Genomic DNA, 25320 nt, shown 5'->3' on the forward strand with positions numbered 1-25320 from the left:
ATATTTTTATTCCGAAGTATTATTTTCATTTGAATTGTTAGTATCAGATTCCTGTTTTGAAATAGTTTTAATTTGTTCTTGTTTTTTGATTATGTATACTTTAGAAAACAAACTAAATAAAATACCTATAATTATTATGATTTTTTGAATTTTACTAAAATTTGTGTAAGATTTTATTTTAGGGAAAATAACTCTTAAATTCACAATTATTGTGATAATTAATAGCCACAATCCTGTAAAACTAACTAATTCATATTCGTAATCTAAAATTTTAGTTAAAAAGCATATTTCGGTTAAAAGTAGAAAAATATAATTTAAACTTGGAACTTTATTTATTTTTTTACTATATAGATAAATACTTGATATTGCTAAAATTCCTAGTAATAAAACTAAAATTTTAAAAAAAGAGTTATCAATCTTAGATAATAATATTGAAGTAAAGAAAATAGTAAAAAAACCTAATATTGAAAATAACAAGTTTTCTTTATTTTTTGAAAATGTTTTAGCAAATTCAAAACATTTATAGATACTTATGATAAAAGAAACCATAAATATTGTGCTTAATGAATAAAGTCCCATTGTTAGAATTAATAGTATGTAATTTAGTTTGAAAAATTTATCTATTTCTCCGTTCACTTTAAATTTTAAATAGATGATTATTAATATGTTTTCAAGTAGAAAGTACACTAAAAAATATGATAGAAAATACATTGGATAATCCATTAAATAGAAAATACTAGCTCTTTCATATTTACCGATATAATAATGAACAAGATGAATAGATTCCGAATTTACCAACATCATCGTATGTACAATAAAACATAGAAGTGTTGCTATTTTCAATAAAGTCATTTTCTCATCTTTTTTAGCCAATTTGATAAAAAAATCATTTCTCATAATTTCTCCTTAAATTTATAATTAATTTTTTGATCAATTTTATTTCAAATGAGGAATCCTCTTTTTTAAAGTTTTTCCTAAATATTCACAATAGAAAAAACTTTTTTCTATAATTTTTTCAGAATTTTCAATTGTAAAATTTCTGTCTTCAAATATTATTTTTTGAATATTTTCATTATTGTCTAAATACGATATTTTCAATTCACTCCATAAAAATATATGTTTTACAAGAGTATTTGAAATGACATCTTCATATTCTTCTTCTCTTATATTAAAATCAATCATTTTAATTTTATCAAAATCTAAAAATTCTTTTTTATTCGAATTTCCAATTTCTAATCTGTTATTTAAAATTTTAGCATAAACTTTTTCTTCTTTTTGAAATTCTAATCCCTCGATATATTTTAATTCATAATAGTTACTTTTATTAACTTCTCTCATCTTTTTCATAATAAAATTATTTAACTCATTAAGATTGTTTTCTTTTTCCATTTCAATTTTTTTAATTATAAAAAACCAAACAATAAAAAATACAATAGTGAATAAAAAGTAAAAATCTAAATTCAGATCCATAAAAAGTTCCTTTCTTTAAAGTTATCCTTTTAATTACATTTTTTTTAAATATCTTATAGTTTGACTTACAGTTTTTAAAAATAATGCTAATACAAACACATCAATTACCCACAAAATAATAGCAATAAACCAATGACTATCATAACCAGTTAGACTCGCAAATATTCCAAAACCAAGAGCAGTCATAATATTTAATAATATAACATCAACAAAAACTAATCCTATATATTTTAGCCCTACATTCTCATCGCTTAAGTCCTTATTTTTATCATAATACTGTTCTAATATCTCTTTTCTTTTAACATCTGATTGAGTGCTATTTTCTTCTCCATTATTTTTATTATTCTCATCATTATCATTATAGTATTGCTCCCAAATTTTTCTTTTATCCATTTTTTCACTCCTATTCTAATTTAATTTTCTATTTGATATAAAAATATGTTTCGATTAAATTATCATCTCCTTTTTTAAAATTTACCAAATAGCAAATTAATTATCAAAAAAAATATCCAAAAACTCAACATCACTCAACTCATATTCTTTCCTAATAAATTTCATTTCTTCAATAGTAAAATTACTAGTTCCATTTATTTTTCTTGAAAATGCTGAAGGAGTTATTTTTAATTTATGTGCAAGTGTTTTATTGTTGTCTTCGTGTAAACTCATTTTTGATTTTAAAAGATTCTTTTTCATCTCTATTCTCCTTTTTGCTAATTGGTAAAATAATTATACCATAAATTAAAAGTTTGTCAAGACAGCTTCAATTAAATTGATAAAATATCAATTTTATGATTAAATTTATTAATTTTAAAGTAGAATTATTATGAAAAATTTAGAAAAATAATGGAGTATTCTATTCTTGTACAATATCTGATATTTTATTTAATAATTCTAAAATTTCAGAAAATTGTATATTATCAACATATTTATTTTCATTTTTATAAATATTCCATTGTTTATTCAAATATTCATCATTTTTAATATCTTCTAAAATTTCCTTGCTTTCTAATATTTCTTCCGTTGAATTTCTATTTTTTGCTGTTTCCCAAATTGCTTGTTTCAAGTTATTTACATCTATCTTATCATTTTTTAATTTAAAAATCATATAAATATCATAAAAATCTCTCAATCTCGTTGTTGTAATATTCCGTTTTATTATAGTTTCATACTTTTCAGCAATCAATGTTTCCAATGAATAAGCCAAAATATTTAGTTTTTCTTTAAATATTGTTTCGTATGAATATTCTATTTCTGATGGAATTATTACATCTCCTGTTGTAATATCAATTTTTAATGGATTCTTTATTTTCTCAAAATTTGCTGTCAAATGTAATCTATAATTTTCATATTCCGATATTTCTCTTATATTTTCTATTTTTCCCAATACAAATTCTATTTCATCATTTACTTCAATATTTAAAATTTCCAATATTATTTCTTTAATAATTTCTTCTTTTACTGGAAGTCCCTTTATTGTCGTATCAATATCCATCGTTGTTCTATTTTGTATACCAATAATTGATGAAATTAAAAATCCACCTTTTATTATAAAATTCGCTTTATATCTTGATTTTTCTAATCGAGTCAAAAATCTTTCAAAAAAATACATTTGTAATACTTCCTGTGCTTTTAAATTATTTTTTTCTGAAAAACTTTTTATTTTCCCTTTTAACTTTTCTGATGTCATATCAAAACCTCCAAATATTCTCTTACTTTTTTCTCAACTTTCAATTCTTTACTATATTTTATTAATTTTCTTACTTTTATATCTTTATCTTTAAAAAATAATTTTAGTGCCTTTGAGAATACATCTACATCAATTTTTTCTTTATTTTTTATAATATCACATATCGTTCTCTCTTTATCATAAATATAAATTTTAGCACCCATTTTACTCAAAGTTTCAATTTTCCCACTTTCAAATATTTCTTTTTTCACATAATGAATCTTCAAATTTTCAAATTTTTTTGTAATATGCAAAACATTATAACCTTGTGGAACTGTTATTGAAATTGTATTTGGCACTCTATCTGCTAAATTATGAAAGTATAGAGCAGTTGTGTTTGAAAAAATCACATTATTATTTTTTTGTATCTTTACAAATTCATCTGTAATTGTATCATTTTTCTGATAAACTCCTTGCTTTACTCTTTCTAAAATTCCTTTTTTACATAAATTAGAAAGAATCTGTCTTTTTATACCGATTTTTTCTGCTTCTTTAACGGTTATTATAGTATTATTTTCAAAAAAATTATTTAATTTGTCATTTGTAATTTTTAACATAATTATCACTACCTTTACTATTACACTTTAATTTTAATATTTTAAAGAGTAATTGTCAAGATTTTGTTCAAATTTTATATCTTTTATTTATTCGGTAATTAGTAAAATAATTGTACCATAAAAATAAAATTTATCATTATTATTTCAATTAAATTGATAAAATATCAATTTTATGGTAAAATTTATTGATTTTAAAGGAGAATTACTATGGAAAATGTAGGAAAAAGATTAAAGAGTTTAAGGGAAAAGTACAAATTTTCTTTGGAGGAAGTGGCTAGAAAAATAAAATCATCTGCTGGAGCTATTTCACGATATGAGAATAATGAGAGGAAAATAAATAGTGAGAGTTTAATTAAGTTATCTAATTTATATAATGTTTCACCTGAATACATATTATACGGTATAAATAAAGATTCCAGTAATTTAGAATCATCTATTATATCGTTCTTTAATAATGAAAATATAGATTTTAAGGAAAAAGAAGAGTTATTCAATAAGATTCAAAATGCCTTTTTTAAAGAAAAGTTTAAATAAAGTTTATTGTATTTAAAACTATAAAAATAAAATTAAGAAAATAGTGATGTGTTTTCTAAAAATAGATTTTAAATTTAAATTTATTTTTTGTTTTGTTATTCGCTCGTATATCCGTGTAACAGCCTTGTAGCGTTCGTTAAAAAATTTTTTGGATAAATACCTTGCCTTGAAATGAAAAAGTCTACCAGAACGATACTACTTGATTTTTTTTTAACTTATAGAAAATAATTTTAAGAAAAAATCAAGGCTAAATTAATAACTGTGATTAAGGTAAAAATTTAATATATACTTTCTCTTTATTCCGATTCATAAACTCTTCATTAAAACAAGCTCCAAATAATCAATTAGTCACTATATCTGATAATCTTATTAAAGCGTGTTTGTTAGAATCACAATATTGTAAATTCAAATTTTCCATATTAGGAAATAAATATATAAAACTTATTGTAATTCATATTAAAAGTTCCATATTTAAACTCTTGAAGTAAAGACTCCTTTAATTCATATTTTCCATCTGTTGCTGTTGTATGTTCATCTACAAAAAGAAAAATATTAGTTGCCTCTTTTTGCTTTAACTTATTGTTTTTTATTAGTTCTAAGAAACAATTTTTAAGACCTATTTTAAAAGCATAATCCAAATATCTTTGCTTTGATTTTTTTTGTCTAAATATTTCTTTCCGTATTTTTTCCTGATTTATAACTACCCCAAATTTTATACATTCGTTAGCCGAACGGAATATTTTATTTTTTATTTTAGAATCCAAAACATTTGCCTTGAGTTCCATTTCCGAATATTGAGTATAATGTTCTCTGATTTTCTTTTCAACATTCAAGTATTTTCTATTCGCATTATCTTTTTCATTTTTACTCAAGAAAATTACTCCACCATATACATAATATTCGTTATTTTTCACATCAAAGACCCCCGACTCATCAGCATAAACAAATATATCCATTTATTTTTATATCCTCTCAAAAAAAATACCACCTTAACGGGTGGCTCTGTGGCTGGCGTTCTTACATAACGCTTAAACTTTCATTCAGTTACACAGATATACAGTCTAGTCTCCTATCTGCAATATAATTGTATAATAAAAAAATATAGAAGTCAAGATTTTTAATTTCATAATTTTTACAACAATTTATACAAATTAAATTAATGGTTGCTAATTTTCTCAAAAAAAATTATTTGTATTTCAAAGCCACACTAATTAGAATCAAGAAAATAGTGCCATACTTATAGGGATAGCTTTGCAAAATACTGTGCCTTTATCTCACAGACTATGTCAAAAATACAATCTCGGATAACTCTGTATAAGCCCCGTAGAGAGCATTTAAACTTATTTTTGATATTTTCCCTTGAATAACAAAAATAAGCTCTTAAATCGGCTCTTACAAGAAAAAACTCACTATCTAAATTAGCATAGTGAGAAAAAATAATACAATAACTAAATTTAATATTGTTTCTAGTTGGATTTTCTATTTTTAAAATTTACAGATAATGTTGAATTTTTTTTATAAAATTAGAGATTTTGTTCTCATAATTTCTTGTTGGACTAATGTTGGACTATTTTTTAAATTTAGCCCTTATTTTACTAGGTTTTCTTTAAAAAGGATGTTGTTTCTTCATAACTCCTTTTTAGATATGTTGCCATATGGGTAACATATCTTTTTATTACTGATAATATGTGTGTATATTTATATAAAATTATGAATATTCTCAAAAATCGATTATTAAATCACAAAATTTTTGAAATATTTATTTTAATTCATAAAAAATATAGCTTTCTATGTATTTTTTTATTTAGGGTAACATTTTTAAATAAATTGTATCTTGTATAGGTTTGTTGTTTAAAACACCGCTATATAAATAATTGGATGTAATGTCGGCTAGTCTTATCATGGGTGTTTTTTCGGAATTGCAATATTTTACTTCTAAATATTTTAAGTTTTTAAAAATAGGTTTTATGTATACTTCATAGTTTGAATTAAAAGTTCCGCTTTTAAATTCTTGTATTAATCCTTCTTTAAAATTCATATTTTTTATTTGTTGTCACTGAATATTCGTCGAAGAAAATATAAACATTTTCTACTTTTTCTTCTATTATTTTTTTTTTCGGCTATCAGTTTTTTTAAATGATTTTTATTTCCAATTTTTTAAGCATAGGTATCACTGCTTATTTTTTTTATTCTCAAAAATTTTTGGATGTATTTCTTTTTGGTTTATTATAACGCCAAATTTTATAACTTTTTTGTTGCATTAATAATTTTATATTTTCTGTTTTCCACATCTTTATCATTTTTATTCAAAAAAATTACTCCGCCGTAAACATAATATTTATTATGTTTAACATCAAAAACTCCAGATTCATCCAAATAGACAAATATCTCCATAAAAAAATCCTTTCAAAAAATACCACTAAAAATGGTGGCTCTTTGTAGCTGATGTTCTTAAATAACGTTTAAACTTTTATTCAGTAACATCACAGATATACAGCGTAAGTTTCCTTGCTTACAACATAATTATATAATAAAAATATATGGAAGTCGATGTTTTTACGCTAAATTTGTCTATTTAGATATATTTATAAAAAAGTTTTAAAAAAAATTAAAAAAAAGAGTTGACAAAAAGTAAAAAATATATTATTATATATTTGTGATTAGCACTAATAGTCTTAGAGTGCTAACAAAAAGGAAAGGGTGTTAAGATGAATGAGAGAGAGCAATTAATTTTAAAGGCGGTCATCAAGCATTATTTGGATTTTGGTGAAAGTGTTGGTTCAAGAACACTTGAAAAAAAGTATAATATTGGTGTGTCGTCAGCCACAATTAGAAATACGATGGCAGATTTAGAGGATAAAGGGTTAATTGTAAAAACTCACACATCTTCTGGAAGAATACCTACAAGCGAGGGATATAGGCTTTATGTCGAAGAACTTTTAAAGATAAGAGATATTTCTCAAGAGGAAAAAGCAAAAGTCTTTGAAACCTACAATAAAAAAATAAATCAAATAGACGCAATTTTTGAAGAAACTTCAAGGTTGCTGTCAAAAATTAGCCAATATGCAGGAGTGGTATTGGAGCCGTCAATTCGGCAGGAAAGTATAAGAAAAGTGCAATTTGTACACATAAATGATACAAATGTGTTAGCCGTAGTTGTGATGGATACATTTTTGACGAAAAGTCTTAATATTTATTTGGAAAATCCTGTAAGTGAAAAGGAAATTGATAAAATAAACAATTTTTTAAATGAAAAAATAAAAAATAGTAATTCAATTTTTACATTATCAGATTTAAAAGAATTTTTAACTGATTTAGATTTGTTTATTCCAGAAGAATTGGAAGAAGAGCACAATTTAAATGAAGGGAAATTATTTTTTGAAGGGAGTTCAAATTTATTTGAGAGCAATGATATTGTAAAAGTTGTAAGTCGAGCAAAATTGTTTAATAGTCCAAATGATTTGAAAAATATTTTTTCACAATTTATTCAAATGGATAAATATAAAGATGGTGAAGTAAATGTTATTTTCGGAGAAGATTTGGGAATTGCTGGACTGGAAGATTTTTCTTTTGTATTTTCGGTTTACACTTTTGGAGATGCTAAAGGAATGATGGGAGTAATCGGTCCAAAGCGGATGGAATACTCAAAGACGGTTGGACTTGTTGAATATGTTTCAGAAGAAGTGCAGCATTTATTAAAAAAAAATAAATAAAAAGAAAGTGAGAGGGGAATGGAAAAAGAAAAAGAAGAAAAAGTTAAAGAATCAAAAGAAACGCTAGATAAAGAAACTAAAGAAGCTAAAGTTGATGATTCTGAAAGAGAAGTTAAAGAAGAAACACCAGAAGAAGTAATAGCAAAACTTGAAAAGGACTTGGAAGAATGGAAAAGTTCTTATACAAGAAAATTAGCTGAATTTCAAAACTTCACAAAAAGAAAAGAAAATGAAGTTGCTGAAATGAAAAAATATGCTTCTGAAGGAATTATTATAAAATTATTAGATAATATTGATAATTTAGAAAGAGCTGAAAGTGCTTCTACAGAAACTAAAAATTTTGATGCGTTAGTTGAAGGAGTTAATATGATTTTGAGAAATTTAAGAAATCTTTTGACTGAAGAAGGTGTTGAAGAATTAGAAGCAGCAGAAGGCGTAAAATTTAATCCTTATGAACATCAAGCGATGATGACTGAAAATGTGGAAGATTTGGACAATGACGTTATCGTGAAAGTGTTCCAAAAAGGATATAAATTGAAAGGAAAAGTTATTAGACCAGCAATGGTTACAGTAAATAAAAAATAAATTAAAAATTAAAGGAGAATGATAAATATGAGTAAAATAATAGGAATAGATTTAGGGACAACAAACAGCTGCGTGGCAGTTATGGAAGGTGGAAACTTTGCGATAATACCGAATAGTGATGGAGGAAGAACTACACCTTCAGTAGTAAATATTAAAGATAATGGAGAAATTATTGTAGGGGAAATTGCTAAAAGACAAGCGATTACAAATCCTGATTCAACAGTAATTTCAATAAAAACACAAATGGGATCAGACTATAAAGTAAATATTCATGGAAAAGACTATACACCACAAGAAATTTCAGCAATGATTTTGAAAAAATTGAAAAAAGATGCAGAAAGTTATTTAGGAGAAACTGTAACAGAAGCAGTTATTACTGTACCAGCTTACTTTACTGATGCTCAAAGACAAGCGACTAAAGATGCTGGAGAAATTGCAGGACTGAAAGTCCAAAGAATTATTAATGAACCAACAGCAGCGGCATTGTCTTATGGATTAGATAAGAAAAAAGAAGAAAAAGTGTTAGTATTTGACTTAGGTGGAGGTACATTTGATGTATCGGTACTAGAAATTGGAGATGGAGTAGTAGAAGTTATTTCAACTTCAGGAAACAACCACTTAGGTGGAGACAACTTTGACCAAAAAATTATTGACTGGTTGGCTGATGAGTTTAAAAAAGAAACTGGAATTGATTTGAGAAATGATAAAATGGCAGTTCAAAGATTGAAAGATGCAGCAGAAGATGCCAAGAAAAAATTATCAACTACATTAGAAACACAAATTTCATTACCATTCATCACAATGGATGCAAGTGGACCAAAACATTTGGAAAAGAAATTAACTAGAGCAGCATTTGATGAATTAACAAAAGACTTGGTTGAAGCAACTAAAGAGCCTGTTAAACAAGCGTTGGAAGATGCAAACTTAGATCCAAGCGGAATTGATGAAATCTTGCTAGTTGGTGGATCAACAAGAATCCCAGCAGTTCAAGAATGGGTTAAATCATTCTTTGGAAAAGAACCTAATAAATCAATTAACCCTGATGAAGTTGTAGCAGCAGGAGCAGCTATTCAAGGTGGAGTATTAATGGGAGACGTTAAAGACGTATTGTTATTGGATGTAACTCCATTGTCATTAGGAATTGAAACAATGGGTGGAGTATTTACTAAGATTATTGATAGAAATACTACTGTGCCAGTTAAAAAATCACAAGTATTCTCAACAGCGGCAGATAATCAACCAGCAGTATCAATCGTTGTATTGCAAGGAGAAAGAGCTAGAGCGGCTGACAACCATAAATTAGGAGAATTTAACTTAAACGATATTCCACCTGCACCAAGAGGAGTACCTCAAATCGAAGTAACATTTGATATTGATGCAAATGGTATCGTGCATGTATCTGCTAAAGATTTGGGAACAGGAAAAGAAAATACAGTAACAATTTCTGGTTCATCTAATTTGTCTAAAGAAGACATCGAAAAAATGAAAAAAGACGCTGAAGCAAATGAAGCTGAAGATGCTAAATTTAAAGAATTAGTAGAAGCTAGAAACCAAGCTGACCAATTAGTAATTGCAACTGAAAAAACTATAAAAGAAAATGAATCTAAATTGCAAGGAACTGAAAAAGAAGACATCGAAAAAGCAATCGAAGAATTGAAGAAAGTAAAAGATGGAGACGACATCGAAGCAATCAGAAAAGGAATCGAAGAATTGTCGAAAGTATCTCAAGGATTTGCAACAAGAATGTACCAAGAAGCAGCTCAAGCCCAACAAGCGGCACAAGGCGGAGAAACAGCTGGAGAAAATAATGATTCTGGTGCTAATGATGTGGAAGATGCGGAAGTTGTGGATTAATTAAAACGTATTTTTTATAAAATTTTGAGAAAAGGAAAAATAAAATGATACATTACTATAAAATTAGGTGTAATAATGATGAGTCAAAAAATAAATTAAATAATTATGTTTTTTCAGGTGAAGATTCTGAAGGGAATCTGAATATTTTTACTGAGGAAAATTTATATAGTTTGACTTTAAAGCAGTTAATAAAAATAATTTCTAATAATTGGGTAGAAAAAATAGAAGAAATAGAAAGTGAAGATTATTTTAGAAATTATAAAGCATATGGAGAATCTGTTTTAAATAAAAATATGACTACAGAGCAACGAATAGATAAAATAAGATATGAATTTGATAAATTAGAAAAAAATAAAACTTTTTATGTAACAGATCCGTTTATATTTACTAGTTACAATGAAGAAACTAGTAGGTATTTGCAAGTAATTTTTGAGACAGTTGCTCCAAAAAAAATATTTGTTTATTATAGAGATGATTCGAATAAAGAACAAGTTTTAGAAATGATAAAAGGTATTTGTAATTTAAATAATGATGATATAATATGTATTCAAAGTAATGACATACACGATAGATTTTATATTGTTGAAAATGATGGTTTACTTGTAGGAACTTCTATTAACGGAATAAATAGAAAATTATTCACAATTTGTAAACTGTCAGATGAAGATGTAGAAGAAGTTAAAAGTCAGTTACAAAATATAAATTAGTTTTATAGAATAGAGAATTGATTTCTCTATTCTTTTCATAAAATAAAAAGGATAAAACTTATTATAAGAAAAAATTTAAAATCAAAAGTAAAGAAATTAGAAGAAAAAGAACTAAGCAATATTGAAAAGTTATTTTCAAACTACAAAGGGGAATATGAAAAAATAAATTTAGACTGGTATAATGAGGTTGGCAAAGAAATTTGGTACAATGATAAAAGTGAAAAATCAAAATAAATTAAAATAAAATCTTTAAAAAAGGATGTGTTAAAGGTGGAAAGTACAATAAATACTTTAAAATATGGAAATATTGAAATTGCAGTTGCAGATAGAGGAGCAGAATTACGAAGTTACAAAGTAAATGGAGAAGAGTTTATGTGGGACAGGAATCCTGAGTTTTGGGCTGCCAGCTCACCTGTGTTGTTTCCGTTTGTTGGGACTATAAAAAATGGGGCTTATAGTTTTGATGGAAATAAATATGAGATTTCTACACGGCATGGGTTTGCTCGGACTGAAGATTTTGAACTAGTTGAGAAGACTGAAAATTCTTTGAAGTTTAGATTTTCTTCAAATAAGGAAACTTTGGAGAAGTATCCGTTTGAGTTTGAATTGTTTATAACTTATACAATTGTTGGAAATGCTTTGGAAATTGAGTACAATGTTGTAAATAAAAATGATTCTGATATGTATTTTTCACTTGGAACACATCCTGCATTTGCACTTAATGTGAATGACAATCTAAAATTAGATGACTATTACTTGGAATTTGAAAAAAATGAAACTTCGCAAAAATATAAACTTACTAATAATGGACTAGTTTTTGATGAAAAAGTTGATTATTTAAATAATGTTAACAAGATTCAAATTACTGAAAATGTATTTGATGACGATGCAATAGTATTTGAAGGTTTAAAATCAGAAAAAGTTACAATAAAAAATAATAAAAATTCTAAAGAATTAAGCGTTGAATATAAAGGATTCCCATATATTGCATTTTGGAGTAAGCCAAAAGCTCCTTATGTGTGTATAGAACCTTGGTATGGAATTTCAGATTTTGAAGATTGTACAGGAAAACTGGAAGATAAAAAAGGGATTTTAAAATTGGAAAAAGATAAGACTTTTACTGCAAAGATAGTAATTAAAGGAATATTATAAAAATTATACAAATAAAAAAGAGATAAACTCTTTTTTGAAACATTGAAATAAAAATAATGCGTAAAGAAAGGAGAACATCTCTGAAAAAAAGGAGGTGTGGAGAAAATGGCAAAAAGAGATTATTATGAAGTGCTTGGAGTAAGTAAAGATGCGAGCGAATCAGATATAAAAAAGGCATATAGAAAAGCAGCAATGAAATATCATCCGGATAAATTTTCTAATTCGTCAGATGCAGAAAAAAAGAATGCTGAAGAAAAATTTAAAGAAATAAATGAGGCGTATGAAATTTTGTCAGATCCACAGAAAAAAGCAACTTATGACCAGTATGGACATGCGGCATTTGAAAATGGTGGCGGCGGTACTGGAGCTGGAGGTTTTAGTGGAGGCTTTAGCGGATTTGGAAATGGTCAAGGATTTGATTTTGACGATTTAGGAGATATTTTTGGAAGCTTTTTTGGTGGCGGTGGAAGAAGCCGAAGTCAAGGTCCAAAAGTTAATCAAGGTGATGATTTGAGATATAATCTTACCTTAACGTTGGAAGAAGTCGCAAATGGTGTAGAAAAAGAGATTAAATATAAAAGAGATGGAAAATGTAAATCTTGTCACGGCTCTGGAGCAGAAGCTGGAAGTCATATGAAAACTTGTACAAAATGTAATGGTTCTGGACATATAAGAATGCAGCAAAGATCCATTTTTGGAATGCAAGTGATGACACAGGAATGTGATGTATGTCATGGAACTGGAAAAGTACCTGAAAAAGCTTGTAGTCATTGTCATGGAACTGGAGTGGAACATGAAACAGTTACAAGAAAAATAAAAATACCAGCTGGAGTGGAAACTGGTCAAAGACTTGTCGTAAGAGATGGTGGAAATGCTGGAAGAAATGATGGAATCTACGGAGATTTATACATATTTATAACCGTGAAAAAACATGAAATTTTTGATAGACAAGGACTTGATATTTATTGTGATGTACCAGTTGGAATTACAACAGCAATTTTAGGTGGAGAAGTCGAAGTACCTACTCTTAACGGAAAAGTAAAAATAAAAATAGCTGAAGGAACACAAAATGGAAAAGAATTTAAGTTGAGGGAAAAAGGAATAAGCTATGGAGCTAGAAAAGGTTCTGAAATAGTGAGAATAAAAATAGAAACTCCAACAAACTTATCTGAAAAACAAAAGAAAATTTTAAGAGAATTTGACGGTTCTCTGGAAACTAAAAATTACAAAGAAGGAAAATCATTTAAAGATAAAATAAAAAGATTCTTTAGTAAATTTGAAAATTAAACGGTGAAATTTACTAAATAAGTTAAAGTTTAAATAATGAAAAGTTCAAAAATATTTTTAATAAAAATTAAAATATAAAATTTAATAATTTTAAAAAATAAAAAAATCTGGGGGGATTTAATTATGAAAATAAAATATATTATTATTTTTGTTATGCTTTTAATTGTGGGAAATTTTTTAAGACTTTTTATTGAGGATAAGAATAAGCCAAATATTGAAATCAGTAAAGAAGTGAATTACAAAAAAGAAAAAGCTAAAGAAAGTAATGACTTTACAAAAAAAAAGAAAAAATTTGATGTAAATAGTGTCGAATACGCAGATTTGTTAAAATTAGGGTTTTCAAAATCAAAAGCAGAAAATATTATAAAGTTTCGTGATGAAACTGGGATAATTTTAGATATTGAAGAGATGAAAAATGTTGAAAGGTTTGGAAAATCGGGATTGGAAATTTCTAAAAAATATCTTTTTGTTGATAAAGAAAAAATAAAAAATCCAAAAGAAAATTATGGCAGGGAAATTATGAAATATAATATTAACAAATGTAGCGAAAAAGAATTAAAAAGAATAGGATTTACAACGAAGGAAATAAAAAAAATACTTTTAGAACTTGATAGTGGAAATATTCGTTCAAATTTAGATTTGGAAAAAATTATTGGGAATAAGAGATATTTGGAAATGGAAGATAAAGTAAAATTTATTGATTAATTTATTGAATTAATAAAAAAGTTAAGAGTGTGTATAAAAAAATTACACCCTCTTTTTATTTAGAATTTTTATTTACTCATCAAATCTTTAAAATATTCCACAACAAATTCAGCACATTTCACTCCATCAACGGCAGCAGACATTATTCCGCCAGCATATCCAGCACCTTCTCCACAAGGCATAATTCCTTCGATATTGGCAAAAAATTTTTCATTTCTTGGAATTTTTACAGGAGATGAACTTCTACTTTCCACACCAGTTAAAATGGCATCATAATTTGCAAATCCTTTTATTTTTTTGTCCATAAGCGTTATTCCTTCTTTTAGAGAAGAGTTTATATATTCAGGAAAAATCTGATTTAAGTCGGCAAATTTGTAATCTGCAAGGTAACTTGGCTTTACATTTCCCAATTTTTTTGAAACTTTGTTATTTAAAAAATCTCCAAATAGCTGAACGGGAGCTTTGTAGTCACTTCCACCAAGAATAAAGGCTTTTTCTTCCAATTTTCGCTGAAACTCAATTCCAGCAAGAACTGAATTTCCTTCAAAATCATCTGGAAAAACATTTACTAAAATTGCCGAATTTGCGTTTTCTAAATTTCTTTTAGAATAACTCATTCCATTTACAACTAACCTATTTTCTTCACTTGCAGACGGTACTACAACTCCGCCGGGACACATGCAAAAAGTGTAAACTCCTCTTCCATTAGAAGTTTTGACATTTAATTTGTACTCGGCAGATGGCAACTTATCAGCAAATTTTCCGTATTGAGCTCTATTTATCATACTTTGCTTGTGTTCGATTCTAACTCCCACAGAAAAAATTTTTCGCTCCATTTGGACTTTTTGTTCATTTAACATATAAAATGTTTCTCTTGCGCTATGTCCAATCGCTAAAACTGCGATATTCGTTGAGACAGTGTATTTCTTTTCATTTTCTAAATCTTCAACTTCGATTTCTTTTAATTTATTGTTTTCGTAATTAATTTTTGTAAGTTTTGTGCAAAATCTATATTCTCCGCCGAGGCTTTCAATTTTTTTTCTGATATTTTTCATAATTCCAATAAGTTTGTCCGTTCCAATGTGCGGTTTTGACATGTAACTTATTTTTTTCTCGGCTCCTGCTAAAATCAGCTCATCATAAATTTTTTGCATTCTAAAATTATTCGTGTTAGTGTTTAATTTTCCGTCAGAAAAAGTGCCAGCTCCACCTTCACCAAATTGTACATTTGAATATTTATTCAATTTTCTTGTCTTAAAAAAATTGTAGACATCTTTTTTTCTCTCGTCGACATTTTTTCCCTGCTCAATAATAATCGGTTTAAGCCCAGCTTCAGCCATCACAAGTCCCGCAAAAATTCCAGCAGGTCCGCTTCCAACTACAACGGGTCTTTTTATTTTCTCATTTTCAGAAAAATTTTCTATTTTTGAAATAGAATAAATTTGTTTTTCAAATTTTTTTATATTTTTAATATTTTCAAATTTTTTTTTGTTTTCAAGCTCGATATTTACAGCATAGACAAAGACAACATTATTTTTTTTTCTAGCGTCAATCGCCTGTCCTGCAATTTCAAAACTTTTTATCTCATTTTTATTAATTTTATAAAGTTTGCAGACAACATTTTTTAAGTCGTTCTCGTTGTGTTTTACAGGCATTTTTATATTATTAATTTTAAGCATTTCTTTTCCTCTCACATTTTTTTTATTAAATATTTTCTCCAGCAAATTTTCCACTCGCCCACGCCCAATGCAGATTAAATCCACCACATTCACCATAGACATCCATAACTTCTCCAGCAAAATAAAGCCCTTTTGTTTTTTTTGATTCCAAATTTTCTAGATTTATTTCGCTCAAAGGAATTCCGCCGGCGGTAACTTGTGCGTTTTTAAAGCCGTTTGTATCCAATATTTTTATTTTATATTTTTTTAAAATTGTACATATTTTTTTTATTTCATTGTCGGTAAGTTCTGAAATATTTTTTGACAATTTTGGAATTCCTGACATTTTAGTCAAAAATTGACCTAATTTTTTGTTAATCATTCCATTAAAATATTGCTCCATTGTCATATTTTTTAGTATTTCCCTTCTTTTTTTCAAAATTGTAAAAAGATTATTATAATCAAATTTTGGCATAAAATCAACTTCAAATTCAACTTCTTTGTAAAGCGGAAAAACAAAAGAAATATTAAAGACGACATTTCCCGAAATTCCGTAATCAGTAAATAGCAGTTCTCCTTCATAGGTACAAATTTTCTCAAATTTATCTTCATTTTTTCCAAAAGCGCTGACTTTTGCATCTAATTTTATTCCGCGTAATCCCTTTATTTTATGTTTTTCAGTTTTTAGCTGAACAATTGTTGGTACAAGTTTTGTTAAACTGTGACCAAAATTTTCTGCAATTTGGTAGCCGCTTCCGTTTGAGCCAAGTTCAGGGTAAGAAATTCCGCCTGTTGCAAGAATTATTTTTTTCGAGTTAATTTGTCTTTTATCTTCGGAAAAAATTTTAAATTCAAACATTTCTTTTGTGACTTTTGTGACATAAAAATCCGTATAAATAGGAATTCTAAGGTTTTGTGCATAAAATCTGAGTCCATCTACAATTGATGCCGCTTGTCCACTAAGTGGATAAAGTTTTCCACGACTTTCTTCGTTGCAAATGATTCCAACTTTATTTTCAAAAAAGTCAATTACATCAGTTGGCAAAAAATTATTTAAAATATGATTTATATCCTGTTTTTGTTTTTCAATCCCAAAGTAATTTTCATTTGTTGCATTGACATTACTCAAATTACATCGTCCATTTCCCGTGACCAAAACTTTTTTCAAAATTCTATCTTTTCGCTCTAAAATAACGACATCTCTTCCATTTTTTTTAGCAGTGATCGCTGCCATAAGTCCAGCTGCTCCACCGCCAATAACAGTTACTTCTGTTTTCAATTTTATACTCCTTATCAAATTAGTGAACTACTCCCGCTTTTAGAAGCGGGAGCTTCTTGGGAAGTATCTGCTTTTGCTAGCCAAATATATTTACCAAGCTCTTCGGGTAGTTCCTACCCTGTCTTCTTTTATTTTCTTAATATTTCAACATCGCTTTTCCAATGTTTCTTATATTCAATGCCGCATTGTAATCTCTATCAATTTCAATCCCGCAGCACTCACATTTATAACTTCTTTCTGATAATTTCAGTTCCTCTTTAATATTTCCACATTTACTGCAAGTTTTCGACGATGGAAACCACTTATCTATCTTCAAAAATTGCTTTCCTAAAAACATCAGTTTATACTCAAGCATCTTCAAAAACATTCCCCACCCATTATCTCCTACACTTTTACCAAAATTTAATGCCTGACTTATCCCTTTCATATTCAAATCCTCAACAACCACAGCATTATACACTTCAGACAATTTTTTCGATAATTTATGCAAAAAATCTCTTCGACAATTTTTGATATATTCATGCAATTTTGATATTTTCATTTTTTGTTTATACCAATTTTTAGAAAATTTCACTTTTCTTGATAATGATTTCTGTAATTTTTTCAATTTTTTCTCCAGCATCCTAAAATATCTTGGATAATCAGCCCTTTGGTTTTCAGAACTGACAAATAATTCAGGCATTGAAAAATCAAGCCCAATTACTTTATCGCTACTTGGCATTTTTTGAATTTCTTTTTCAAATTCCGTCAAAACAGAAACATAGTAATTTCCATTACTGTTTGTTAGTGTTACCGACTTTATTCTATAATTCTTTGGTATTTCTCTATGATATTTTAATTTTACTCTTTTCAATTTTGGCAAAATCAAATATTTATTCTCCTCAATTCGTATCGAATTATTCACACAATTTGTCGTATAACTTTTAACACTATTCTTTTTAGATTTGAACCTCGGAAATTTCGCTCTCTTCTGAAAAAAATTCATAAACGATCGTTTTACATTTAATTGAGCATTTGCAAGTGCCAAGCTGTCTACTTCTTTCAAAAATTGGTTTTCAATTTTTAAACTGGCAGATGTAATTATTTTATTTTTTCCCGTTTCTTCATAAAATTTATTTGCAGCATACAAAATCGTATTGTAAACAAAACGAACACATCCAAAAGTCTTATTTATCAATAATTCCTGCTCTTTATTTGGATAAATTCTGTATCTGAATGCTAAATTATATTTCATAAAATTACACCTCCTTTTGATTTTGAATATATTTTTTAATTATCTCTAACGGTGCACCTCCGACACTTACAACTAAGTAACTTCTACTCCAAAAATATTCTTTCCACAATCTTCCCCTTATTTCAGGAAATTCTTTTTTTATCAACCTGCTGGAAGCACTTTTGTAAGTATTTACAAACTTAGAAAGTTCAGTATTAGGCATAGCATTAATCAACATATGAATATGATCAACATCGTGTTCCCATTCTTTAAGAACAATGTTATACTTCGGACATATTTTTTCAAAAATCTCTTTCAATCTATTAGAAATTTCATCATTAATTACTTCTCTTCGATATTTTATACAAAAAATCATATGATAATTTATATCAAATACTGAATGATAATTGCTATTATATGACATTATTATTACCTACTTTTATATTATTTCACTGAATAAATTATATCATAAATATATCCTTTTTTCAATTTTTTTTACAAAAAAAAGCAATTCATCTCCCGCTTGTAGAAGCCGGAGACTTCTTGCTATCTTTTGTTAAAATTTTTACACTCTCAAAAATCCTACTATTTAATTTAAAGTTTTAAGTCTTTAAATATAACTTCAATATCATCTTCTATACTTCCTAAAGATTCTAAAATATCTTCATCAATTGCATCTAACATAATTTTTTCTTTTTCTAAAAGTCTTTGATATATTTTTTGATCTAAAGAATATTCAAATCCATCTCTTGTTACAAATATACTTTGTAAAAAATAATATTGTGTATATTGCCCTTCTTTTAATCCTAAACGATGTATTCGATCCTTTGATTGTAACAAATGTACTAAATTATAACTATATTCGTAATAAATTGCATCGTGGCAAACAGAATGCAAAGAAACTGATTCTGCTAAGGTATGTGGATTTGTAATTAATACATCAATTTCTTTTTCTTTAAATTTATTTAATATATTTTTTCTTTCTTCTTCTGAAGTACTACCAAAAATGACACCTGCAGATATTCCCTCCTTTTCCAATTGAGAAGCCAACTGTCGAATTGAATCAACAAAAATACACCAGATAATTACTGACTTCCCTTCTGAATTAAGTTGCTTTACTTGTTGAATACAGGAATTAAATTTTTCAGTTTTACCAAAAGAATTTATTAAATCTTTGATATCCTGTGAATAATCAACATAATCAATATCTTCTGGATCTGATGTAGTATCCAATATAGCTGAAAAATCTTCTTGATTTTCAGATATAGCTTTTAATAACATTTTAGGATTTGATTCTAACTGTAATAACCTAATAATTAATGCTAATTTGTTTTTAGCATATTTTAACAATAAAATATTAAAAATTTTATTTTCTTTATCTGATAGTTTGCATGGCAAAATAATATCTGGATTAACCTCAGGAACTTCCAATTGCTTTTTTGTTGTTCTACAAAAAAATGGTTTGATTTTTTTGTTGATATTTTCTATATCATATTCACTTGGAATCCTTAACTGGGCATCTCCAAAACCAAAAAAGTCATTATATTCTTCATGATATAAAATATGTAATAAATTCTTAATGTCAAGATACGAATTTGGAAGGGGTGTTCCTGTTAATGCTATTGTATATCTAGCATTATATGATATTTTGAGAGCATTCTTAGCTCTTTTACCATTTGGATTTTTTACTTTATGAACTTCATCAAAAACAAGCAGTGTTTTATCATCTATAATATTTTTTACCTCTTCCAAAATAGAATCTAAACTTTCATAATTAAAAAGTAGTAAATTTTTTTTATGAACTGCTTTATACAATAAGGCATTTTTCTTATCTCTTGAATTTGAATAATCTTGAATATTAAATAATTCTAATTTTCTTTTATTACTAAAGCAATTATAAAATTCATCTTTCCACGAAATAAAAGAACTTCTAGGCCCGATCATAACTATTTTATCTACCAAACCTTTGTAGGATAAAAAACTAAAAACTCCATAAACTGAAGATGTTTTTCCAGAACCGGGTACAGAAAAATTAGCAGATTTTCTCATTGCAAACATAAAAAATGAATCCCAAGCCTGTTTTTCCCTTAATTTTCTTACCATTTGACTATCAATAACAGCTCTATAACTGTTATATTTTTCCAAGATTTCCTCAGTCTGACTTTTAATTCCTAAACCCACTCTTGATCTTTCATTAATATATATTTCTCTTTTTTGTATGTACTCTTCCACTTCTTTTGAAACGTGAAAATCAATATTATTTTTTGAAGAATAGTTTTCTATTATTTCAATTATTTTTTTATATTTTATATAACCTATTTCTTTTCTAAAAAATAATTTATTTTCCTCTGTCTTATCCCTAGAAACATATCTTTTTAATTGTAATTTATAAACTCTATTTCTCTTTAAATTAGAAATCATCGAAGAAGAAACAAGAACTAAATTATTATTTTCAAATTGAAGTGTCAAATTATCATTCACTATCGGTTTCCTCCCCAGTTTTTTGATCAATCTCTTCTAATCTATCTTCTAACTTCTCAATTTTTTCCTTTAATTCATCTATTTTCCCTTTTAATTCTTCTATTTGCTTATCTTTTAATTTATCCAAAATTTTAAGATCAATCTCATCTAAACCATTACATGCCTTTTCCATAGATTTTAACGGTGCATTTCTAGTTTTTTCCCCTGCAGATCTTGTAACATACTTTTCTGTTGTACGCAAAAACTCATTTTTTATTTTTTTATCTTCTGCTATTTCGCCGATTTTTTTACTTACATTTTTATCAGATTCTTCTAATTTTTCACAAATTTGTTCCACAATTGGCAATTGCTCTTCTAAGTAATTTTCTAAATGTTTTGGAGTATCTGCAATATCATTTATTTTTCTTATATATCTAGTTAAATCTCCAGCAGGTTTACTTAAAAATTGACTAAATACAGCATTCTTCAAATTTTCTTTAGTATCTTCATCATTAACTTTTTTTAACATTTTCTGTAATTCCTTTAAAGGATCTACAAGATCTAAATCTCTAGCCAAATGAAATTGTTTTTCTGCATCAATAAATTCTAGAAACTCAGCTAATAAATTTGCTCTTTCAACTTCTGAAATTATATTTTTTTCTGTATCATTTACACTTTTAGCATATTCTGCTGTCGTTAATAATTTTGTTTCCACAATATCATGATAAATTCCCACTAATCTTTCAATAGGACTATATCCAACTTTTTCGTCAACACCATGCTGTAACATAAGTTCTAACATTTTTATATCTTTTTCATTATTCTCAATACTGTAATCCAATATAACAGCTTCAAAATACTGCTCTTTATGAGTTTCCTTCTCAATATTTCTTAAACATGTGAATCTCCGATTTCCATCAATAATACGTCCATCTAACAATACAACTCCTGCTTCCACTTGCCCGATAGCTTTTATATTTTGCTGAGTTTTTTTTAATGCATTATAATTACTTTCTGTAATAAACCTATGAATAATTTCATTATAACTTTCTCTATCAGAATAATCTATTTTATCAATATTATTTTCCATTTTATATCTTGAAATCCAAGTGGAAATTCTATCATTTTGATCATTGTAAAATAACTTATCCAATCTAATCTTATAAATTGGATAATCTTTTGAATGATTTCTGATGACTAATTTTTTTTTATTTTCTGTTTTAAATACAGACTTTTCTGCTAAATCGTTTTCTAATAAATTCATTTATATCACCTCATAATAAATTTCATAATCTGCAAACACTATTTTAGAAATAGGGTCATAAAACATAGAAGTAGACTTTACAGAACTAATAACATCGTGCACATCAAGCACAATATTATATTCATCTCTTAATAAATCATTTAAGTCATAAACTTCTATATAAAGTTTTTCCTGTTTATACACAATACGCTCTAAAAAATCTTCAAAATTTGCTCCTTCACCATTACTATACATAAGTTTATTTTTCCCTATTCTTCTATAGGAAATTCTATTCTTATCTTCAATAAGAATAGATGTATAAAAATAATCGTCAAATCCCAGTTCATCTAATTCATGATAAAATCCATTTTTCTTCAATGAAAATGTTGTAAAATACTTATCTTTTCCTATAAATTCTAAAACATCTGAACAATATTGTTTTAAATCATCTTTTGTTATTCCTAGTTTTTTCAATTTACTAAAATTAACAAATTTATTTGGTGAAAATTCAATAATTTCATATACATATTTTAATCTATAAATTTGAGAAGTAAACATCGGCAAAGATTTTATTTTAGAAGATATATCATCCAATTTTACAATCTCATTTTTTTGTAAAAATTGATAAAAATAACTAGATGCTGAGTCATATTGACTTTTTACAATATATCCTCCAGAAATTTTATATCCTAATTTTTTTAATAAAATTGGATTCAAAAATTCCTTTTTATAGTTTGGAAATGTTTTTTCAATTTTTTCTTTAACTTCTTGAACTGTATAAAGTTCTTCAGATAATATATCTTTTAGCTCAAGAAAAATTGAATCATCATACTCTTCAAATGTTATATCGTATATTCCACTGCAATTATATTCATCTATGTAAGAAAGATAATTAGCTGCAAATGTTTTAGAATCAACCCCATAAAAATCTTCGTATTCATTTATAAAGTCCTGTTTTGAAATAGGAGATAATAACGACAATAACTCTTTTACCTGCTGTTCTCTATCAGCTTTACCAAATTCTATTGACGGCATTCTACCAAATTTTATTTCAAGATATTTATCCACAGTACATATCTTTTTTAACAAATTATGAAGTTCATATTCATCACGAATATCATACATTTTCATTAAATCAGGATACATTTTAAAAAATTTCAGACTTGAATATTCCTCATTTTTATACTGGCTTAAATTTAAAGTTTCTAAAAAGTCGCTAAAATCATATCCTAAAATATTATAATATCTAAATTTTTTCTTTGGTTTCCATAAAACATTCATATCATCTCTTATACGATTTTCATAACTTCTATCCACAATTTTAAGACTTTCTTCTTTTTCATAACCTAATTCAGTTAAAAACATATCATACATTTCTTTAAATTCAATATAAGACATTCCATCATTAGCAAAATGCTTTATAATATAATTTGTAAAACTTGCTCTCCCCACAAGTATTCTTTCTTTATCGAAAGTAATATAATCTTTATAAACAAATTTTTCAAAAGCTCTCCGAATTATAGCAGGAATTTCTTCATCTTCTAAAAGCTCCTGTAATGGTTTTCTCTTATTTTTAACTTGATTTAGCTCATTTCTATATCTCAAACTTAAATAGTTATATGTTTCTTCTTCTTTTAAAGCAACTAGAAATGATTCTTTATTTACATCATATTTTAAATATATATCCTTAAAAAAATCTTCTTTAAATTTTCCAAAAGATAATTTTTTCAATCCTTTTGCTTCAATCTGTCTTACTCTTTCTCTTGTTATCTCTAAAGTATCTCCTATTTCTTCCAATGTTTTCCCAGAAATTCTATTTAAAAAGATATTTGCTTCATTTTCTGTCAAATAATTGTACACTTCTTCTTTAACACTTTTATATACAATTACAAATCTATCATCATATAACTTTTTAATTAAGTTTGATTCGCATAAATATTCAATAGTTTTTTTATATATTTTTTTATCTTTTAAAATTTCAGGAATACTTTCCCATAAAACATCTTCTTCAATTCCGTAAATATTTTTAGATATTTGCCTAATAATATATTTTAACCACTTTTCTTTCCCATAACTATTTTTCCACCATAAAAGCGAAACTATATTTTCAGTTATATAATTATAATCATTTTCCTCTGTTAAATCAGTATACTGCACAAAAGAAAAATAGTGATCAGAAATATTTGAAATCAGCTTTTCAGTATTGCAATTTAATATTTTAGCAACTTTTTTTAAAAAATCAACACTTTCTTTTGAAATTTTTTCTTCTTCTGATTCCTTATCTTCAATATTAGCTGGTATTCCAAAATAAAAAAATATAAGAAATTTAAATCTTTGCAGTTCTTTTAGAGTCTTTCCCCCCATTTGCTTTATTGCCTTCAATTCTTCTTTCGTTTTATAAAAAAGCTGAGAACAGTATTTAATATTAGCAATCTTCAAACAATTTTTAGCTCTTGCTGAAAGTCTTAAATAATTTATACTTATATCTCCCCTTATATTTATTGGAACTTCAATGTTAAGATCCCTTCTTATACTTTTTATTTCCTTTTGTACTGTATTTTCCAAATATTCTGGTAATTCAAATTCCTCATCACCCTTGGTAAGAAGTTCTGAATAATACTCTATACCAAGTTCCTTTAAAAAATTTTTACTTTCTTCTGAAAGTCCTAAATCCTCAATAGGAATATCTTTATATTTTTCTCCAAATTTATTTGTGAAATATTTATCTTTTGATATTTTCATTTCTATTTCAGAAATATCTATATTATCAAAATTATGATCTTTTAGTAATTCTATCTTTGATAATATTTCTTGAATAGATTTTTTTCCTATCCCTTTGAAATTTTTTATATCTTCTATCGAAACAGTTAATAAATCTTGAACAGTAATAATATTAAATTTTTCTAAAACATTATAAGATCTCTTTGATAATTGAAGTATTTGAATTGGCGTATCTTTTTTCATAATTAAAAAACTCCTTCTCTGCTTTTAATTAATGTTCAAATTTTATACTGCTATGCTCTACTTTTTAATGTAAATCTCACATTTTTAGCCCAACTTTTTATAAATTTATTCATAATTAAAATTTTTTATTATCAAATAAATTATATCATTTTAGTCGTTTTTTTTCATCAAAATTTTAAAAGTTTTATTATAAATTTGGTTATATTTTCTTTG

At 26.5% G+C, this 25320-nt stretch carries 23 protein-coding genes; 8 read left to right on the forward strand and 15 right to left on the reverse strand.

All coding sequences use genetic code 11. The features are described from left to right. Nucleotides 1–6: 6 nt before the first annotated feature. From AB8B22_RS02430 to AB8B22_RS02455, 6 genes are all read right to left on the reverse strand, one after another. The gene (locus AB8B22_RS02430; RefSeq protein WP_369711522.1) at nucleotides 7–897 is read right to left on the reverse strand and encodes a hypothetical protein; all 891 of its coding nucleotides are present in this window, start codon (nucleotides 895–897) and stop codon (nucleotides 7–9) included. 39 nt (nucleotides 898–936) lie between these two features. After that, nucleotides 937–1389, reverse strand: coding sequence for a hypothetical protein (locus AB8B22_RS02435; RefSeq protein ID WP_369711524.1), 453 nt, complete (start codon nucleotides 1387–1389; stop codon nucleotides 937–939). Between the two features lie 114 nt (nucleotides 1390–1503). Continuing rightward, nucleotides 1504–1863 carry a hypothetical protein gene (locus tag AB8B22_RS02440; RefSeq protein ID WP_211614429.1) on the reverse strand — a complete coding sequence of 120 codons (360 nt, stop codon included), beginning with the start codon at nucleotides 1861–1863 and terminating at the stop codon, nucleotides 1504–1506. 96 nt (nucleotides 1864–1959) lie between these two features. Next, nucleotides 1960–2163: an XRE family transcriptional regulator gene (locus tag AB8B22_RS02445; RefSeq protein WP_147004380.1), complete on the reverse strand. Its 204-nt coding sequence runs from the start codon at nucleotides 2161–2163 to the stop codon at nucleotides 1960–1962. A gap of 160 nt (nucleotides 2164–2323) precedes the next feature. After that, a complete protein-coding gene (locus AB8B22_RS02450; RefSeq protein ID WP_314080421.1) occupies nucleotides 2324–3157 on the reverse strand; it encodes a nucleotidyl transferase AbiEii/AbiGii toxin family protein in 834 nt (277 codons plus the stop codon). Continuing rightward, a complete protein-coding gene (locus AB8B22_RS02455; RefSeq protein ID WP_315344703.1) occupies nucleotides 3154–3753 on the reverse strand; it encodes a type IV toxin-antitoxin system AbiEi family antitoxin domain-containing protein in 600 nt (199 codons plus the stop codon). The genes AB8B22_RS02450 and AB8B22_RS02455 overlap by 4 nt, the downstream gene beginning before the upstream one ends. Before the next feature lie 207 nt (nucleotides 3754–3960). Between AB8B22_RS02455 and AB8B22_RS02460 the strand changes: the two genes are divergently transcribed. Next, on the forward strand, nucleotides 3961–4287 hold the full coding sequence (locus tag AB8B22_RS02460) for a helix-turn-helix domain-containing protein (RefSeq protein ID WP_211614421.1): 327 nt from the start codon (nucleotides 3961–3963) through the stop codon (nucleotides 4285–4287). A 419-nt stretch (nucleotides 4288–4706) separates the two neighbouring features. Here the strand turns inward: AB8B22_RS02460 and AB8B22_RS02465 are convergent, their stop codons facing one another. Together AB8B22_RS02465 and AB8B22_RS02470 are read right to left on the reverse strand one after the other, a co-directional pair. After that, entirely contained in the window at nucleotides 4707–5243 is a 537-nt protein-coding gene (locus AB8B22_RS02465; protein ID WP_369711525.1) for a DUF3800 domain-containing protein, read from the reverse strand. A gap of 1285 nt (nucleotides 5244–6528) precedes the next feature. Beyond that, entirely contained in the window at nucleotides 6529–6681 is a 153-nt protein-coding gene (locus tag AB8B22_RS02470) for a DUF3800 domain-containing protein (RefSeq protein ID WP_314080430.1), read from the reverse strand. A gap of 314 nt (nucleotides 6682–6995) precedes the next feature. On the opposite strand from AB8B22_RS02470, the gene hrcA reads away from it, so the two are divergent. The 7 genes from hrcA to AB8B22_RS02505 all read left to right on the forward strand — a co-directional run bounded on the left by hrcA (nucleotide 6996) and on the right by AB8B22_RS02505 (nucleotide 14290). After that, on the forward strand, nucleotides 6996–8000 hold the full coding sequence (gene hrcA, locus AB8B22_RS02475) for a heat-inducible transcriptional repressor HrcA (protein ID WP_314080431.1): 1005 nt from the start codon (nucleotides 6996–6998) through the stop codon (nucleotides 7998–8000). A gap of 18 nt (nucleotides 8001–8018) precedes the next feature. After that, nucleotides 8019–8585 carry a nucleotide exchange factor GrpE gene (gene grpE, locus AB8B22_RS02480; protein WP_094079109.1) on the forward strand — a complete coding sequence of 189 codons (567 nt, stop codon included), beginning with the start codon at nucleotides 8019–8021 and terminating at the stop codon, nucleotides 8583–8585. A 27-nt stretch (nucleotides 8586–8612) separates the two neighbouring features. Then, the gene (dnaK, locus tag AB8B22_RS02485) at nucleotides 8613–10439 is read left to right on the forward strand and encodes a molecular chaperone DnaK (protein ID WP_369711526.1); all 1827 of its coding nucleotides are present in this window, start codon (nucleotides 8613–8615) and stop codon (nucleotides 10437–10439) included. Between the two features lie 44 nt (nucleotides 10440–10483). Next, complete coding sequence (locus AB8B22_RS02490) at nucleotides 10484–11146, forward strand: hypothetical protein (protein ID WP_314080435.1); 663 nt, start codon at nucleotides 10484–10486, stop codon at nucleotides 11144–11146. 270 nt (nucleotides 11147–11416) lie between these two features. Continuing rightward, nucleotides 11417–12298 carry an aldose 1-epimerase family protein gene (locus AB8B22_RS02495; RefSeq protein ID WP_369711527.1) on the forward strand — a complete coding sequence of 294 codons (882 nt, stop codon included), beginning with the start codon at nucleotides 11417–11419 and terminating at the stop codon, nucleotides 12296–12298. Between the two features lie 105 nt (nucleotides 12299–12403). Then, complete coding sequence (dnaJ, locus tag AB8B22_RS02500) at nucleotides 12404–13585, forward strand: molecular chaperone DnaJ (RefSeq protein ID WP_369711528.1); 1182 nt, start codon at nucleotides 12404–12406, stop codon at nucleotides 13583–13585. A 123-nt stretch (nucleotides 13586–13708) separates the two neighbouring features. Beyond that, the gene (locus AB8B22_RS02505; protein WP_369711530.1) at nucleotides 13709–14290 is read left to right on the forward strand and encodes a helix-hairpin-helix domain-containing protein; all 582 of its coding nucleotides are present in this window, start codon (nucleotides 13709–13711) and stop codon (nucleotides 14288–14290) included. 68 nt (nucleotides 14291–14358) lie between these two features. Here AB8B22_RS02505 and AB8B22_RS02510 read toward each other — a convergent pair whose 3' ends face one another. The 7 genes from AB8B22_RS02510 to AB8B22_RS02540 form a co-directional block, all read right to left on the reverse strand. Beyond that, nucleotides 14359–16071: an NAD(P)/FAD-dependent oxidoreductase gene (locus tag AB8B22_RS02510; RefSeq protein WP_369711531.1), complete on the reverse strand. Its 1713-nt coding sequence runs from the start codon at nucleotides 16069–16071 to the stop codon at nucleotides 14359–14361. Next, nucleotides 15995–17227, reverse strand: coding sequence for an aminoacetone oxidase family FAD-binding enzyme (locus tag AB8B22_RS02515; RefSeq protein WP_369711532.1), 1233 nt, complete (start codon nucleotides 17225–17227; stop codon nucleotides 15995–15997). The genes AB8B22_RS02510 and AB8B22_RS02515 overlap by 77 nt, the downstream gene beginning before the upstream one ends. 136 nt (nucleotides 17228–17363) lie before the next feature. Then, on the reverse strand, nucleotides 17364–18461 hold the full coding sequence (locus AB8B22_RS02520) for an RNA-guided endonuclease TnpB family protein (protein ID WP_369711533.1): 1098 nt from the start codon (nucleotides 18459–18461) through the stop codon (nucleotides 17364–17366). Between the two features lie 4 nt (nucleotides 18462–18465). Further along, nucleotides 18466–18864: an IS200/IS605 family transposase gene (gene tnpA, locus AB8B22_RS02525; protein WP_094079471.1), complete on the reverse strand. Its 399-nt coding sequence runs from the start codon at nucleotides 18862–18864 to the stop codon at nucleotides 18466–18468. A gap of 170 nt (nucleotides 18865–19034) precedes the next feature. Then, complete coding sequence (locus AB8B22_RS02530) at nucleotides 19035–20921, reverse strand: DEAD/DEAH box helicase (protein ID WP_369711535.1); 1887 nt, start codon at nucleotides 20919–20921, stop codon at nucleotides 19035–19037. Further along, the gene (locus AB8B22_RS02535; RefSeq protein WP_369711536.1) at nucleotides 20914–22164 is read right to left on the reverse strand and encodes a hypothetical protein; all 1251 of its coding nucleotides are present in this window, start codon (nucleotides 22162–22164) and stop codon (nucleotides 20914–20916) included. The genes AB8B22_RS02530 and AB8B22_RS02535 overlap by 8 nt, the downstream gene beginning before the upstream one ends. Further along, nucleotides 22165–25107: a DNA-directed RNA polymerase subunit alpha C-terminal domain-containing protein gene (locus AB8B22_RS02540; protein WP_369711537.1), complete on the reverse strand. Its 2943-nt coding sequence runs from the start codon at nucleotides 25105–25107 to the stop codon at nucleotides 22165–22167. Nucleotides 25108–25320: the final 213 nt, after the last annotated feature.

It is taken from the genome of Leptotrichia rugosa, assembly GCF_041200005.1.
GTDB classification, from domain to species: Bacteria; Fusobacteriota; Fusobacteriia; order Fusobacteriales; family Leptotrichiaceae; genus Leptotrichia; species Leptotrichia rugosa.

Excerpts from the sequence above, each read along its gene's own strand:
- AB8B22_RS02450 (WP_314080421.1), bottom strand. The coding sequence starts at position 3,157 with ATGACATCAGAAAAGTTAAAAGGGAAAATAAAAAGTTTTTCAGAAAAA.
- AB8B22_RS02440 (WP_211614429.1), bottom strand. The coding sequence starts at position 1,863 with ATGGATAAAAGAAAAATTTGGGAGCAATACTATAATGATAATGATGAG.
- AB8B22_RS02445 (WP_147004380.1), bottom strand. The coding sequence starts at position 2,163 with ATGAAAAAGAATCTTTTAAAATCAAAAATGAGTTTACACGAAGACAAC.
- AB8B22_RS02540 (WP_369711537.1), bottom strand. The coding sequence starts at position 25,107 with ATGAAAAAAGATACGCCAATTCAAATACTTCAATTATCAAAGAGATCT.
- dnaJ (WP_369711528.1), top strand. The coding sequence starts at position 12,404 with ATGGCAAAAAGAGATTATTATGAAGTGCTTGGAGTAAGTAAAGATGCG.
- AB8B22_RS02505 (WP_369711530.1), top strand. The coding sequence starts at position 13,709 with ATGAAAATAAAATATATTATTATTTTTGTTATGCTTTTAATTGTGGGA.
- AB8B22_RS02470 (WP_314080430.1), bottom strand. The coding sequence starts at position 6,681 with ATGGAGATATTTGTCTATTTGGATGAATCTGGAGTTTTTGATGTTAAA.
- AB8B22_RS02510 (WP_369711531.1), bottom strand. The coding sequence starts at position 16,071 with ATGTCTATGGTGAATGTGGTGGATTTAATCTGCATTGGGCGTGGGCGA.
- AB8B22_RS02465 (WP_369711525.1), bottom strand. The coding sequence starts at position 5,243 with ATGGATATATTTGTTTATGCTGATGAGTCGGGGGTCTTTGATGTGAAA.
- AB8B22_RS02535 (WP_369711536.1), bottom strand. The coding sequence starts at position 22,164 with ATGAATTTATTAGAAAACGATTTAGCAGAAAAGTCTGTATTTAAAACA.
- AB8B22_RS02460 (WP_211614421.1), top strand. The coding sequence starts at position 3,961 with ATGGAAAATGTAGGAAAAAGATTAAAGAGTTTAAGGGAAAAGTACAAA.
- AB8B22_RS02455 (WP_315344703.1), bottom strand. The coding sequence starts at position 3,753 with ATGTTAAAAATTACAAATGACAAATTAAATAATTTTTTTGAAAATAAT.
- AB8B22_RS02520 (WP_369711533.1), bottom strand. The coding sequence starts at position 18,461 with ATGAAATATAATTTAGCATTCAGATACAGAATTTATCCAAATAAAGAG.
- tnpA (WP_094079471.1), bottom strand. The coding sequence starts at position 18,864 with ATGTCATATAATAGCAATTATCATTCAGTATTTGATATAAATTATCAT.
- AB8B22_RS02490 (WP_314080435.1), top strand. The coding sequence starts at position 10,484 with ATGATACATTACTATAAAATTAGGTGTAATAATGATGAGTCAAAAAAT.
- grpE (WP_094079109.1), top strand. The coding sequence starts at position 8,019 with ATGGAAAAAGAAAAAGAAGAAAAAGTTAAAGAATCAAAAGAAACGCTA.
- hrcA (WP_314080431.1), top strand. The coding sequence starts at position 6,996 with ATGAATGAGAGAGAGCAATTAATTTTAAAGGCGGTCATCAAGCATTAT.
- AB8B22_RS02430 (WP_369711522.1), bottom strand. The coding sequence starts at position 897 with ATGAGAAATGATTTTTTTATCAAATTGGCTAAAAAAGATGAGAAAATG.
- AB8B22_RS02435 (WP_369711524.1), bottom strand. The coding sequence starts at position 1,389 with ATGGAAAAAGAAAACAATCTTAATGAGTTAAATAATTTTATTATGAAA.
- dnaK (WP_369711526.1), top strand. The coding sequence starts at position 8,613 with ATGAGTAAAATAATAGGAATAGATTTAGGGACAACAAACAGCTGCGTG.